The following is a 14,446-nucleotide window of genomic DNA, read 5'->3' as shown; positions in this document are numbered from 1 at the left end:
GCATGCTCGCCGTAACTTTGGCGCGGCAGCCGGGGGATCTGCCCTGGACGGTGCCGGAAAGCAGGCCGCCCGGCGATGCGGTGCATCGCCGGGCGGGGTTGCGCGGGCTTTGCCCGCAGGAGGTTATGGCTGGCTGAAGCTTATTTGTCCTGACCGGCCTGCGAGGTCAGGCGGTCCTGACCTTCCCATACCTGTTCGGCCTTGGGCAGAGCGGGCAGCAGTCTGGTCCAGGGGTTCTGCTTGAGGAATTCCGGGTCCTGCTGGAGCTTGCGGCTCAGCGTAAGAATGGGCGGAACCAGCTTCTTGATGTCTCCGGCAAGGGCGGGGGCGATGCCGAAGTCAGTGGCCTCGGTGGCCAGGTCAACGGCCTTCTGGCTGCACTCCATACTGGTCATGAGCGTATCAAGAGCCTTGGCCGGGTTGTGGAAGCCCACGCTGTTTTCAGCTGAAACGTAGTCCCAGAACAGCTGGCCCTTGCGTACCATTTCGCGTGCTTCGGCCATAAGGGCTTCGTAGTTGGCGGCGCGGTGGCCTTCATAGGCATTGGCAAGCCGCACGGCCTCGTGAGCCTTGACGGACATTTCCTGAGCCTTGAGCAGCTGGTCAAAGGTCTTCTGCTGGGTGTACAGCACGCGCTGGCGCAGGTATTCGCCGGTCTTGTCGGCGTGGCACTGGCGGCAGGCGCGCATTTCAGGATCCTTCATGGGCGAGGTCATCCAGTGGCTGGAGATCTTTTTGCCGTCTTCACGCACGTACTGCATGTGGCAGTCCGCGCAGGAAACGCCGGCCGCGCCGTGAGGACCATCCTGGAAGGTTTCGTATTCGGGGTGCTGCATCTTGATCATGGGAACCTTGGAGGCAGCGTGTACCCAGTCCACAAAGGGACCGGGCTTGCCGTCGGGGCCCTTGGCTCCGTGACCCTTGTAATACTGGTACATGTCTTCGGGGTTGAAGCCGTTATCCCAGGGGAATACGGGCTTTGCGGCCGGGCCGTTGTCCTTGTGGGTAAAATAGTATTCCACGTGGCACTGGGCGCAGACCAGGGTGCGCTTTTCGTTGCGGCTCATCTTCTGCCAGTCCTTGCCGCTGCGCTTGAGCCAGTCCTTGAGCGGTTCGGAGTAGAGGCGCAGTTCCATAGTGGCCGGATCGTGACAGTTGGCGCAGCCGATGGTTTCATCATGCGCGTTGATCTTGTCTTTGGCGCGGAACTCGTTGACATCCATAGACCAGAACTTGTCGCCGTACTGGGACACCCATTCCATCATCTTGGGGGTTTTGCAGTTCCAGCAGGTGGCTGGCAGGTTGCCCTTGCCGTCGGCCGCGAAACGGTTGATGCGGTCAATATTCAGGAAGTCGTCAATGGCATAGGTGTGGCCGCGCGTTTCATTATATTCATACATGAACGGATAGCCCAGCCAGAGGTTTTTCAGGTAGGGCTGGGCATGTTTGAAGCCCTTGGGCAGGGGATTCACATTGTCATTCTTGTGGTAGGGAACCGAGCCTTTATAGTCGGTCATGATCCTGTCTTCGTTATTTTTCATGTACGAAGCATACTGCTGCGGAAACTGGCCCTTGAAGGCCGACATCTTGGTTTCCGTTTCAGCAATGCCCGTTTTGTACTTGGGGGCCTTCAGCTCTGTGGAAACATCCTGACAGCCGCTGAGCAAAGCTACGCCCAGCAGCGTGGCCAACGCCAGGGCCGTGGTCACAATTCGCTTATTCATAGGCTACCGTCCTTGTGCTGATGGGCTTCATGCGCATGTGGGCCACGCCCTTGTGGCAGTCCACACAATAAGGCTTGGCATCCATGCTGGCCACGTTGATGTTGGTCTGGGTATGGCATGCCTTGCAGTTCGCGTTCACCACGTCTCGGGTGCGCAGGCTCAGGGGACGCGGAATGTCGTGTCCCATAATATTGCCCACCACGTCGCGCAGGCCTTCCTGCGCCTTGAACGGCAGCTTGACCAAAAGATTGTGCGGGGCATGGCAGTCATTACAGGCAAGGTTGGCGTGCGTTCCCATTTTCTGGGTCACGGCAGCCTCCTGCATGATATGACAACTGGCGCAAAACGGCCGTTGGTCAGTGGTTGTCATGGCATAGGCCAGAACTCCCATTAGTACCACGCCCGCCGCAACGCCTCCCAACAGCCACTTCAGCCAGGGTCCATTGCGGGGTGTACCCATAGAGCCTCCTTCGCTCGCTCCTAGTGCAGATGCGCCCTGAAGACCGCTCTTCAGGGCCGGATTTCGCCCGGGTGGGGCGCAGGCAGCCGCTCGTGGCCGCCGGGCAGTCGTTGGATTCAGGCAGACCGCCCTTCCGTGCCGCCACTGCGGCGGACGAAATATTTCTTCAGCTTTTCAAGAAACGTACCAGGGTGTATAAAAAAGCACAAATAAAAGTGTTTTTATTTAAACGTGTTACGTGAATTTATTTTTTGAAGGCGTTTGGCGGGATTGAGTTGTTCAGATAAACATGACAGAATTCAGAAAATTATGACAACTCTGTGAGAGTGCAACACCTCTATCCGAGGTCTTTATGATTCCTGTATACAATAAAAAAAATCGTTCCGCTATCTGGTTGCCCTTGCTGGCGTGCTTTTTATGGCTTGTTTTTACAATGGGCCTGTACCGGCAGGCTTCGCGCGTTGACGAGGCGCACCGGCTGGAGCTGGAGCACACAAGGCTTTCCACTGTGGCGCGCCAGCTTATGGATGCGCGCAACTGGAATGCGGCCCACGGCGGCGTATATGTTCTTGAAAGCGAGTACGGCAAGCCGAATCTCTGGTTGCCGGAAGGTGAGCGCACCGTAACCACGGGGGACGGCCGCACCCTGGTGCTTATGAATCCGGCCTATATGAGCCGCCAACTGGCCGAGCGCAACTCTGAACCCGGAATAGAAATCAGCGTTATCAGCAACATGCCCCTGCGGCCGGAAAATATGGCCGACACCTGGGAGAATGACGCCCTGAGCCAGTGCACCGCGGGCGCGCGGGAAATATTCAGCGCGCCGCAGCCGGGCAGCCACGGAAAGCTGCGCCTTTTGAGCGTGCTTGTGGCGCAGCAGAGCTGTCTGCGCTGTCATGTCAGCCGCAAGGTGGGCGAGGTGCTCGGCGGCATAAGCGTCAGCCAGGACGGAGAGGCCTATGTGCACAATGCGGCCTTGCAGCAGCGCAATATGCGCATGCTTTACGCCTTGCTGGCCCTTACCGGTGTTCTGGCCGTCGGCGGCCTGACGCTCAATCTTACACGGCGGCGCTGGCTGGCTGAAGAGGCCAGCCGCATGAAAAGCGCCTTCATGGCGCGCTTGAGTCACGACATGCGCACGCCCCTCACGGCCATTCTGGGCATGAGCGAGCTTTTGCAGCAACAGAACGTGTCGGAGCGGGACCGGAAAAAAGCCCTGCGCTATCTTACCCAGGCGGGCAGCGCCCTGCTGGAAATGGTACGCGACATCACAGATCACGCAACCCTTGAGCAGGGCGTCCTGCATCTGCGCACGGCACCGTTCAGCCTGCGCGCCTGCCTGGCTGACTGTGTGGCCCTGTACAGCCCCGTTGCCGAAGCCAAGGGGCTGGATATTGATCTGGACGTGGATAGCGGCCTGCCGGACGCCGTGGCGGGCGACAGTTTTCGCCTGCGCCAGGCCCTGGGCAACCTTGTCAGCAATGCCGTAAAATTTACCGATATGGGCCGGGTGCGTATTTGTGTGGAGCCGGGTCCGGTGCAGGCCCGCAAGAAGGGCGAAGACGGTTCCGCCCGCCTGTGCCTCAGGATTCTTGTGCAGGATACCGGGCCGGGACTGCGTGAAGAAGACGCCGAGCGTATTTTTGAAAGCTTTCAGCGCGGCAGCGATGCTTCAGGCGCACCGGGTACGGGGCTTGGCCTGTATATCGCGCGCACCATTGCGCGTCGTATGGGTGGGGATGTCAGCGTGGTGTCTTCGCCGGGCAGCGGGGCCTGTTTTACCCTTGAGGTCTGTTTGCATCTGCCCGGAGACGGTTCGGGACCGGAATCCGGATCAGGGCCGGGCTTGCCGCCGGATGGCGAAAACAGGGCCGGGGCCGTCGGTCTGCCGCCAGGCCTTGCGTCGGGGGCTGCTGCTACGCCGTATACGGAATCCGTGCCGCAATATTCCGGCAGCGCTGCCGGCCTTGCTGCGTCCGGGGGCGGCAGTCACACTGCCGGAATTTCCTGTACAGCGTGCAGTCCCGACGAACAGCCTTGTCCCGGCAGTCTTGCGAAAGATCACGGCAGCGGTCCGGCGGAAAGGCCGGAAGCCCCCTGTTTTGAAGGTTGCCGCATTCTTGTGGCCGAAGACAACGAGGCCAACAGATACATTATGGAGCACATGCTCAAGGCCGAAGGCGCGCGCGTATGTATGGCAAAAGACGGCAGTGCCGCGCTGGCAGCCCTGTGCGAAAACCCCTGGGATATGGTTATCCTGGATTCGCGCATGCCCGGCGTAAGCGGGCTGGATGTTCTGCGGGCCGTTCGTGAAGGCCGTACCTGCGCCCCGGCGGAACAGCGGACTGTCATCTACACTGCCGCGCTGAACGCCGAAGACAGGCGCATCTGCGAAGACCTGGGGGCAGATCGTATCCTGCTCAAGCCCCTCACCTTTTCCGGGTTGCGCAGCGAACTGGCCGTCCTGCTTTTTGACGGGCAGAAAGCTGCCCGCGCGGCGGCTGCCCCGAAGCAGGGGAATGAAGCCGGTGGTTCTTTGTCGGAGCCGGCATCCGCACCGGCGGAAATTGCGCCTGCGGTCTGGAACCGGCCGGAAGCCCTCGCGGCTCTTGACGATGATGAGGACCTGCTGCGCCGTCTGGCGCGGGTGCTCTGCGAAGACCTGCGCAGCAGGGAAACCCATATGGCGGCGGCCCAAAACGCGGGTGACAGCGCAACGCTGCGGCGTCTGGCCCATGCCGTTAAAAATTCCGCCGGGGCCATGCGCCTTGACCTTCTGCGGGCGCGCGCCGGGGAGGCGGAACGATCTGAAGACAGTACCCTTCCGGCGTCCGTGGAGCGCATGCGCCACGCCATGCGCGAGGCCCTGCTCCTGCTCGAGGCTGAACCGGGCTGCATGCAGAGCCAGGAAGTATCCGTACACAGCGCCGGGGCTGCCCTTTGCTCCAGCGCGGCATCACAGAAAGGAGAGTGCTGATGGCCCGTATTCTGGTGGTGGATGACGAAGCCCTTATGCGCACCATGGCTGAAGTGGTGTGTACGCGCATGGGTCATGAGGTGCTGCTGGCCGAGAGTGTCAGCCAGGGGCTGGAGCTTGGCCGCCAGGGTGTGGATGTGGTCCTGCTTGATGTCTGGCTGCCCGATGGCAACGGCCTTGAGTGGCAGGGCGACTTTGCCCATCTGCCCGGTATGCCCGATGTGGTCATCATCACGGGACACGGCGACGGCGATGCCGCCGAGGCGGCCCTGCGTTCCGGAGCCTGGGAGTTTCTGACCAAGCCGCTCAAGGTGCGGGATATAGAGCAATGTCTGCGCCATGTGCTGACTTTTCGCGAAAATCGGGTTCCGGGTCCGGAGTCGCTGCTGGTGGACAGCGGCCATGTGCTGGGCACGGGCATGGGTATGAGCCGCGCCCTCAAGCTTCTGGCCCAGGCCGCGCAAAGCGAGGTCAACGTGCTTTTGCTGGGCGAAACGGGTGTGGGCAAGGAAGTTTTTGCCAAGGCGCTGTACCGCAACAGTGCGCGTGCCGCCAGACCCTTTGTTACCGTAGACTGTGCCTCTCTGCCGGATAACCTTGTGGAAAGCCATCTTTTCGGCCACAGCCGTGGGGCGTTTACCGGGGCCGACCGCGCCCGGGAGGGGCTTTTACTGTCGGCAAACAAGGGTACGCTTTTTCTTGATGAGGTGGGTGATCTGCCCCAGACCATACAGGGGGCCTTTTTGCGGGCGCTGGAATTGCGGCGCTTCAGGCCGGTGGGTGATGTACGCGAGGTCAGCAGCGACTTTCGCCTTGTGGCCGCCACCAACAGGGATATTGAAAGCATGGCCCGGGAAGGGACATTTCGTGCCGACCTGCTCTACCGGCTTCAGGGCATGACCATTGTCATTCCGCCCCTGCGCGAGCGCAGGGACGAGATCCCCGCGCTCACACGGCAGGCCGCAAGCCGGTTTTGCCTGCATAATGACCTGCCGCCCAAGGCTGTGTCGGACGCCATGCTGGATGTACTTATGGAATATTCCTGGCCCGGCAATGTGCGCGAGCTGATTCACAGTGTCGAGCGCGCCTGTCTTGCGGCCGGGCAGGGGGATGAGCTTTTGCCTGCACATTTGCCCACGCGCATGCGTGTGGATGAGGCCCGTCGCCGTATGGGGCGCGGCCCGGACAGCGGCCCTGCCGATGTTGCGGGCGGCTCTGCGGCCTCTGTCCTGCATCCGGGGCTGCCCCCTGTGGCGGCGGGTGACGATCTGCCGGATTTGCGCCAATGGAAAGCACGCGCTGAAGAAGTTTATGTGCGGAGCATCTGGGGCGCCAGCAACGGCGACGCGCGCACGGCTGCCGGAATGGCCGGAGTCTCGCGCGGGCACTGGTATGAGCTTATGAAAAAGCACGGTCTGTAGCTGCAGGGGCATCCGGCGCTCAAAGGTCGTACGTCGCCCGGCGGCATACGGACGGTCTGTCGGCACATGTGCTGCCAATGCCCTGTGCGGTCGGGCGGGCCATGCCGCACAGGGCATTGGCCTTGGCTGCCTGCGATGTTTGTGCGTCGGGGCGACGCCTGCGGCTTTGGGGCCGAGAGGCAGGCGGTTCATAAACGAAACGGGCTGCCGTACCGTGTGGTGTCCCAAGGGGAACAGCCGGGGGCCGTACTTCTGCACGTTTCTGTTGGCCCGGTTTGCCGGGATGAAGTTGCCGAAAAATGGCTGTATACGCCATTATCCGGGTGCTGAAAGAAAGGCGGGTGCTGCGGGGCAAGAGTTCTTGCATCGCGGCATAAAAGGCGCTATAGCGAAAAAAACCGGATTATTAAAGGCAATATAACAGCGTATGAACAAGAATTCCATTACCATCAAAGGGTACGTTACGGCGATGCCACGCTCCGTGGATGCGCGGCAGGCCAGGGTGGCCGTGGTTCAGGACGATGTGGAATACCGCATCGTGCCGCGCGGCGCTGGCGTGGATCTGGATGATGCAGTGAGTCTTCCCGTGGAGGTTTTTGGGCTGCTCGAAGAGGCGGACGGCGTAAGCTATCTTGTTGTTCGCGGCTATACGGTGCTTGAAGACGACTCCTGGCTTGAAGAGTAGGTCTTTTTCCGTATCCGCCCGGACCTGCCGGAAAGCTTCCGGCGGACGTTCCCGGCTCTGACGCTTGTTTTTGGGGCGGCATCTGTTGTCTGTTTGCAAAAAGGCGGTTCAGGCCCGCTGCGGGCGCATGCGCGGATCGGGTACGGGCAACACGCACTGACACAGAAATGAAAAAATCCCGCCGGCTGCGGATTGCAGCTGGCGGGATTTTTGCATCGGGCGCGGTTATTTTTTCATGTCACCGATGAGGCTGCTCAGGTTCTGTGCCTGCCGGGCCAGGTCACTGACGGCAAGGGCCGCCTCGTGCATGGCTTCAGCGGTTTGCTGCACCACATCGTTTACTGTGCTGATGGAGCGGTTGATCTCTTCGCTGGCAACGGACTGCTGCTCGCTGGCCGCCGCAATGGCGTTGACCTGGTCGGCCGTGGCTTCCACCGTACTGACGATTTCTTCCAGAGCCTGACCGGACTGATGGGCGAATTCCGTGGCCTGGCTCACCTGTTCTGTGGCAGTTTCCATCGCGGTCATGCTTTTGGCCGTGCTCGCCTGGATGGAGGTGATGGCTGCGCCCACATCGTGGGTGGAGGCCATGGTTTTTTCGGCCAGTTTGCGCACCTCGTCGGCCACCACGGCAAAGCCGCGCCCTGCGTCTCCTGCGCGGGCCGCCTCAATGGCGGCATTAAGGGCCAGCAGGTTGGTCTGGTCCGCGATGTCGGAGATGACGTTCATGATCTTGCTGATGGCCTGGGCCTGATCATTGAGCTGCCCCATATTTTCCGTCAGGCGCTGCGAAACTTCGTGCACCTGGCTGATGCTGCGTACGGCCTGCTCGACAATGTGCGCCCCGGCTACGGCCTTTTCGCGCGTGTCGTGGGAGCTTGCGGAGGCCTGGGTTGCGTTTTGGGCCACACTCTGCACCGTGGCGTTCATCTGGTTGATGGCTGCCGCGGCCTCGGTGAGGCGCTGGGCCGAATCCATCGCGCCCCTGTCGGACTGCTCGATCTGGGTGGAAAGCTGGGTCGAGGCGGTGCTGACCGCATGGGCCACCTGCTCAAGCCTGTCGGCAGCCACAAGCATGGCGGCAGCTTTGGCCTGCGCGTCCTGCCCGGCCAGTTCGGCCCGGCTTTGGGCGACTCTGGCCTCATTGGCGGCCTCGTCGGCCTGGCGGCTTTTTTCTGCCGTTTCATTGATGAGCTTTTTCAGTTTGTCCACCATATCGCGCAAGGCCCGTTCCAGCAGGGCCACTTCGTCTTTGCCGTCAGGCGTGATGGTTACATCAAGATTGCCTGCGGCCACGGCGCGAGCCTGTCCGGTGATTCCGGCCAGGGGGCGGGTGATGGAGGTGGCCAGGCGATAGGAAAGCGGCACGACAATGAGCAGCAGCGCCGCAAGAAAACCGCCGCCATACGTGCCGAGGGTTCGGGTAAGCAGGCTGCCCATGGTGCTGTGCAGCCTGTTTTCTTCCCTGTCTACATTGTCAATGTACACCCCCGTGCCGATCCAGTAGGGCGTGCCTTCTATTTTTTCCGCATAGCCAAGTTTGAAAACGTCACCGGCGCCGGGTTTGGGAAAGACAAAGTCCACAAATCCACCGCCCTTTGCCGCAGCTTTGTGCAGCTCCACCACGTAGTGTACGCCCTGTTTGTCGGCGGTGCCGGACAGATCCTTGCCGACAAGCTGTTTTTGTGTGGGGTGGGCTACGTTGACGGTGCCTTCATAGACATAAAAATAGCCCGAAGCATCGTCCTCAAAGCGGGATTTTTCTATGTAGTCGGCAATAACGCCCAGCTGCTCCTGTGGGGGCAGCCCCCTGGTCATGGCAGCCAGGCCGAGGGCCGATGCCTGGGTAACGTCCTTGATGCGGGCGCGCTGTGAATCCAGCAACTGGTTTCTGGCAACCGAGGTTCCTTCATCAATGACGTTGCTGGTCATAAAAAAGGACAGGACTGCCATGGCGATGACCATGGCGATCATCAGGGTGACAAAGCAGGTGATCCTTTGGGCGATACTGATATTTCTGAGCATGAGATTCTCCGGCCTTGGGCGGGCGGCTGCGCCCGCCGGGCGGCGATACTGGGCTGGTTTGGGGTGTTGGGGGCATTGGCCGTGGCCGTTTGGTATGTGTCCGTCAATCCGGTCTGCGGAGCACGGCTTTTGGCCTGTGCTCCGGTGCTGTCATACGAAAGAGCGCAAAAATTTCCGCCGTTGCGGTGAGCCAGGCAAACCGGCTTTTTCCGGACAGGGATGCCTGTGGGCGCAATGGCGGAACGCTTTCGTAAATGGGAAGAGTCTGCTGGTGCATGATCTGAAAAAAAGAATGGGCAAGCCATGCCTGCACAGACGCAGCACTTCGCCACGCTGGACACTGGCAGGCGTTCGGCATGGCGGCGCATGGCAGCACCCTGAGGGCAAGTGTACCCCTCAGGCTGCTGTTACGTAAAAATAATTATTTACCGTACCTGTTGTTGTGTATTTTCGCAACAGCCCAAGGGGCCGCGTGGTACGGGAGGCTGTTTTACCCGGGGGCATTGCCGTAGCAGCAGAAAGTGGACCATAAAAGCAAGCCCCGGTGCAGAAGCGCCGGGGCTTGCTTTTTAACATCATGGCGGAGGGGGAGGGATTTGAACCCCCGGAAGGCTCACACCTTCAACGGTTTTCAAGACCGCCGCGATCAACCGCTCTGCCACCCCTCCGCAGGGTGGGCACATGAGTGCCAGCACTGCTAGTAATGTATTCCGGGCTGAAATTCAACATACACGGCTGTAAAGATGCCCGCTGTTTTTGGCCCGGCCCTGCACGCGCGGCAGCGCATGCTTTTTGCGGAAAAAAAGACGGCGCATTATCCCGTGAGGAAACGCGCCGTCAAAAACTCGATACGCCGTAATTATTTAATGGCGTCTTTCAGGCCCTTGCCGGGCGTGAACTTGGCAACTTTGCTGGCCGGAATGGTGATTTCCATGCCGGTGCGGGGGTTGCGACCCTTGCGGGCGGCGCGTTCCACAACCTTGAAGCTGCCGAAACCGGTGAAGGTTACGGATTCGCCGGCAGCAAGGGCTTCGCGCAGGGCGGCAACAACGGCGTCAAGGGCTTCTTCGGCCTTGGCCTTGGTGGGAAGACCAGCTTTGGCATGGATTTTTTCGACAAGCTCAGCTTTAGTCATGATTCTTACTCCATAAAAGGATTTTGGTTTGTTCCCTGATTATCCATATCGGGCGGCACATCGGCATGGCCGGGGAGGTGGCCCGACGGGCCATTCTCGCATGGGACAGTCGCGCTATGCCGACCCGGACATACGCGCGCCATGGGAATTTACAGGCAGTGACGCTTTTAGCGCCGTCAGACTGTAGTCTCATTACGTTAGCGGCGTTTTCCTGTCAACGAAAAAGCACTGAATGCCGCGTCTGCTCTGGCTTTTCGTCTTTATCGGGCAGAAAGTTTTTCACAAGCATGCCCGGAATGCCGTAAAAAGACACGGATAGTATAATGAAATAATTGAAAATAAACCACACCCTACAAGTCGACCAGCGTAACCTCGTTTTCGGCCATTTTACGGCCCAGAAAAAGGCTGCCTGTGCGGATAAAGCGGGCCACATGGTCTGTGGTCAGAAAGCGGCTTTGCCCGGTGCGGCATGACATGCCTGCGGCGCCTGTGCCTTCCCGGGTATCGGGGTGAAGCATCTCCAGCCGGGCCAGTTCGCCAGCCACCACCTGGGCTGTAATGGCGGCAGAGTCCACAATGCGTACATCCGGACCCACCACATGCCGCAAGGCTCCTTGCAGCAGGGGGTAATGGGTGCAGCCAAGCAGCAGGGTGTCCGGCTGTACCGGCGCGTTCGCCGCTCCGGCGGCCGCACGGGGCTGTGCAGTGCTTGCAGCATCGTTGCTGCCGTTTGCACCGTTGGTATCAGGGGCGCAGAAAAAACCTTCCAGATAGCGCCGGGCCACGCCTTCCACCAGCGGGCCGTCCATCCATCCTTCTTCGGCCAGGGGAACAAAAAGATTGCAGGCGCGTCCCAGCACCACGGCTTCGGGCCGGATGCGCGCTATGGCCTGCTGATATGCGCCGCCGTTGATGGTGGCTTCTGTACCCAGTACCACTATATGCCCGTTGCGGCTGGCCTGGGCCGCTGCCTGCGCCCCCGGCTCCACCACGCCCAGAACGGGCAGGGGGGCAAAGTGTTGGCGCAGGGCCGGCAGGGCGGCGGCTGTGGCCGTATTGCAGGCTACCACCAGCATTTTTACGCCCATATCCACCAGCTTTTGCGCGGCCTTGAGCGTATAGCGCACGATGGTGTCAGGCCCTTTGGTTCCATAGGGCAGGCGGGCGGTATCGCCAAGGTAGAGCAGATCCTCGCCGGGCAGACGATGGTTCAGGGCCTTGAGTACGGTGAGGCCGCCCATGCCGGAGTCAAAAAGGCCGACAGGCAGCCGCGAGCTTTGATTCATGCTGCGTCCTTTGTAATGGCCGCGCATGAACAGGGTGCGCGGCCGCTAAAAAGCTTGGCCCAGATAACGCAGGGCTGTAAAGAGCAAAATGACGGCCAGCAGGCACTTGAGCGCCGTGGCCGGCACATGCTTCTGGCAGCGTGCGCCAAGATACATGCCGCACATGCCGCCCAGGCCCACCAGTATGCCCATTCTCCAGTCAGGAGCAATGGCCATGCCGGGGTACAGGGGGGCCAGCAGCGAATAAAAGCTTACGCCCGCCACCGAAGTAAGAAAGGTGGCAAAAAGGGTGGCCCCGGCCACGGCATAAACCGGAAGCGCGAAAAAAGAAACCAGAAAAGGCGCCATGATAGCCCCGCCGCCAATGCCGTAAACACCGCCGATAAGCCCCACAACAAGGCTCAGCAGGGCCAGCCTGGGGGTGGAGACCACATGTTTTTTCTCCTGAAAGGCAAATGACAGGCTGCGGGTATTCCATTCCAGAACGCGACAGCAGTTTGCCGGCGCGTCAGGCCCCGCGCACCTGTCGTCCTTGCCGGCCACTGCTGCGTCGGACGTGCCCGGGGCGCCGTGCAGCTTCATGCCCGGGCTTTCAGCCTGGCGACCCTTCCAGACGGCGCGGGCCATGCGTCCGCCCACGTACAGCAGTACAAGGCCTGCAAAAATCTTGAATTTGTCCGGGTCCGGCAGCCAGTTGACACGGATGAGCGCCCCCAGAAATACCCCGGGCAGTGTTCCGGCCGCTACCGTAAGCGCCAGCGGCCATATGAGCCGCCCTTCGCGCCAGTAGCGCCAGACGCCGGGCGGGCAGGCCAGGATGTTGAAAAACTGGTTGGTGGCGCTGACGCTGGGGTTCACATAGCCCAGTACGCTCATATGAAAAGGCAGCAGCAAGAACGCCCCGGAGATGCCGCCCATAGAGGTAAAAAACGAAATGCAAAGGGCTGCACCAAAAGGGATGAAGGGGTTGCACTCGATGCCGGCAGTGGGAAAATACATGACGGCCTCCGCAGTTTGTCAGAACACTGTTATAAAACAGCAAGTAAAAATAGCCAGATATGATATATAATGTTCACGGTTTTTATAATAATCGTGAATATTGATTTTGTCACTATGGATTGTCCGCGTTTTCTGCGGCGGGAGCCGGCCCGGTGTTCCGGTTCAGTCCCGGCACGCCTGGTGCATCCGGGCCGGTGGTGTCTGTTATGGCGCGTTGCCTGCTGCCCTGCAAAAATGTATGCTTGCCGCTTCTCAGCGCACCTGACGGCGGCCTGCGGGATCCGTCGCACAACAATGAAGGAAGCACCATGCTGGCCATTCTGGATTACAAGGCGGGCAATCAGACAAGCGTGCGCCGCGCTCTGGAGCACCTCGGCGTACCATGCGCCATAACAGCCGACCCGGCAATGCTCGAAAGTGCCGCGGGAGTGATCTTTCCTGGTGTGGGCGCGGCTGGGCAGGCCATGTCTGCACTGGCCGAAGCCGGACTGGACAAGGCCCTGCACCACGTGGCGCGACGCGGTCAGCCTTTGCTCGGCATATGCCTGGGCTGTCAGATCCTGCTGGAAAGCAGCGAGGAAAATGCCGCAAAAACCCTCGGTATTGTTCCCGGTGTCTGCCGCCGGTTTGAAGACCATATGCGGCAGGAGGACGGCTCTGCGGCTCCGGTTCCGCATATGGGCTGGAACAGCATTGAGGCTGTGGCTCCCTGCGTTCTGCTTGACGGTATTGACCCCGCGTCCGAGTATTATTTTGTACACAGTTATTATGTGGAGCCTGATCCCTCGCTGGTGCTGGCTACCACTACCTACGGGCGCACGTTCTGTTCCCTTTACGGGCGCGACGGCCTCTGGGCCGCGCAGTTTCATCCCGAAAAAAGCGGCAGGCCCGGCTTGCGCCTGCTGGGCAATTTTTACGAATATTGCCGTCAGTCCCGGCAGGAGGCGCGCCATGCTCAGTAAACGGGTCATCCCCTGTCTTGATGTACGCAACGGCCGCCTGACCAAGGGGGTCAAGTTTGTGGGCAACGAGGATATCGGCGATCCCGTGGAAAGCGCCCGCCGCTACTACGAAGAAGGCGCGGACGAGATCGTCTTTTACGACATCACGGCGTCAGCCGAGGCGCGCGGTATTTTCCTGGATGTTGTGGAGCGCGTGGCTGAACAGATATTCATCCCCTTTTCCGTAGGTGGCGGCATTTCCAGCGTGGCCGATATGCGGGCCGTACTGCTGGCCGGGGCGGAGAAAGTCTCCATCAATTCTGCGGCGGTGAAAAATCCCCGGCTTATCGGCGACGGGGCGGATGCCTTCGGTTCCCAGGCTGTCGTGGTAGGCATGGATGTGCTGGCCGTGCCGGAAAGTCCAGAAATTCCTTCCGGCTACGAGATTGTCATCCACGGCGGGCGCAAGCGCATGGGGCTGGACGCCATCGCCTGGGCGCGCCGCTGTCAGGAACTGGGCGCGGGCGAACTGTGCGTGAACTCCATTGATGCCGACGGCACCAAGGACGGCTACGAACTGAAGCTTACCCGTGCTATTGCTGATGCCGTTTCTTTGCCGGTCATTGCTTCCGGTGGGGCGGGCGAACCCCGGCACATGCTGGAGGCCGTGACCGGCGGCGGGGCCTCGGCGGCACTTATCGCCTCCATTGTACATTACGGGCAGTACAGCATACGCCAGTGCAAGGAGTATATGGCCGCCCACGGGGCGCGGATGCGCCTGACCTGGTAACGG

11 protein-coding genes and 1 tRNA gene are annotated in these 14,446 nt (G+C 60.5%); 5 read left to right on the top strand and 7 right to left on the bottom strand.

The window, feature by feature from the left end:
• Positions 1-140 precede the first annotated feature (140 nt).
• A complete protein-coding gene (locus ACZ495_RS11230; RefSeq protein ID WP_012623733.1) occupies positions 141-1,724 on the bottom strand; it encodes an ammonia-forming cytochrome c nitrite reductase subunit c552 in 1,584 nt (527 codons plus the stop codon).
• Positions 1,717-2,184 (bottom strand): cytochrome c3 family protein, encoded by a 468-nt coding sequence (locus tag ACZ495_RS11225; protein ID WP_012623734.1) that lies wholly within the window; start codon positions 2,182-2,184, stop codon positions 1,717-1,719. The genes ACZ495_RS11230 and ACZ495_RS11225 overlap by 8 nt, the downstream gene beginning before the upstream one ends.
• Positions 2,185-2,536: 352 nt before the next feature.
• On the opposite strand from ACZ495_RS11225, the gene ACZ495_RS11220 reads away from it, so the two are divergent.
• From ACZ495_RS11220 to ACZ495_RS11210, 3 genes are all read left to right on the top strand, one after another.
• Positions 2,537-5,161 carry an ATP-binding protein gene (locus ACZ495_RS11220; protein ID WP_464262283.1) on the top strand — a complete coding sequence of 875 codons (2,625 nt, stop codon included), beginning with the start codon at positions 2,537-2,539 and terminating at the stop codon, positions 5,159-5,161.
• A complete protein-coding gene (locus tag ACZ495_RS11215) occupies positions 5,161-6,582 on the top strand; it encodes a sigma-54-dependent transcriptional regulator (protein ID WP_464262282.1) in 1,422 nt (473 codons plus the stop codon). Before ACZ495_RS11220 ends, ACZ495_RS11215 begins: the two co-directional genes overlap by 1 nt.
• Positions 6,583-7,009: 427 nt before the next feature.
• Positions 7,010-7,267 (top strand): hypothetical protein, encoded by a 258-nt coding sequence (locus tag ACZ495_RS11210; protein WP_012623737.1) that lies wholly within the window; start codon positions 7,010-7,012, stop codon positions 7,265-7,267.
• A 225-nt stretch (positions 7,268-7,492) separates the two neighbouring features.
• On the opposite strand, the gene ACZ495_RS11205 is transcribed toward ACZ495_RS11210, so the two are convergent.
• The 5 genes from ACZ495_RS11205 to ACZ495_RS11185 all read right to left on the bottom strand — a co-directional run bounded on the left by ACZ495_RS11205 (position 7,493) and on the right by ACZ495_RS11185 (position 12,712).
• On the bottom strand, positions 7,493-9,292 hold the full coding sequence (locus ACZ495_RS11205) for a methyl-accepting chemotaxis protein (RefSeq protein ID WP_012623738.1): 1,800 nt from the start codon (positions 9,290-9,292) through the stop codon (positions 7,493-7,495).
• Between the two features lie 578 nt (positions 9,293-9,870).
• A tRNA-Ser gene (locus ACZ495_RS11200) sits at positions 9,871-9,960 on the bottom strand.
• 191 nt (positions 9,961-10,151) lie between these two features.
• A complete protein-coding gene (locus ACZ495_RS11195; RefSeq protein ID WP_012623739.1) occupies positions 10,152-10,427 on the bottom strand; it encodes an HU family DNA-binding protein in 276 nt (91 codons plus the stop codon).
• 350 nt (positions 10,428-10,777) lie between these two features.
• Positions 10,778-11,713, bottom strand: coding sequence for a glutamate racemase (murI, locus tag ACZ495_RS11190; protein ID WP_012623740.1), 936 nt, complete (start codon positions 11,711-11,713; stop codon positions 10,778-10,780).
• Between the two features lie 45 nt (positions 11,714-11,758).
• The gene (locus ACZ495_RS11185; protein ID WP_072311370.1) at positions 11,759-12,712 is read right to left on the bottom strand and encodes a sulfite exporter TauE/SafE family protein; all 954 of its coding nucleotides are present in this window, start codon (positions 12,710-12,712) and stop codon (positions 11,759-11,761) included.
• Between the two features lie 308 nt (positions 12,713-13,020).
• Between ACZ495_RS11185 and hisH the strand changes: the two genes are divergently transcribed.
• Both hisH and hisF read left to right on the top strand, forming a co-directional pair.
• On the top strand, positions 13,021-13,674 hold the full coding sequence (gene hisH, locus ACZ495_RS11180; RefSeq protein ID WP_464262281.1) for an imidazole glycerol phosphate synthase subunit HisH: 654 nt from the start codon (positions 13,021-13,023) through the stop codon (positions 13,672-13,674).
• On the top strand, positions 13,664-14,443 hold the full coding sequence (hisF, locus tag ACZ495_RS11175) for an imidazole glycerol phosphate synthase subunit HisF (RefSeq protein ID WP_072311369.1): 780 nt from the start codon (positions 13,664-13,666) through the stop codon (positions 14,441-14,443). The genes hisH and hisF overlap by 11 nt, the downstream gene beginning before the upstream one ends.
• The last annotated feature ends 3 nt before the right edge of the window (positions 14,444-14,446 follow it).

Source organism: Desulfovibrio sp. GTC20076, from assembly GCF_055385905.1.
This window is presented reverse-complemented; position numbering and strand designations above follow the sequence as displayed.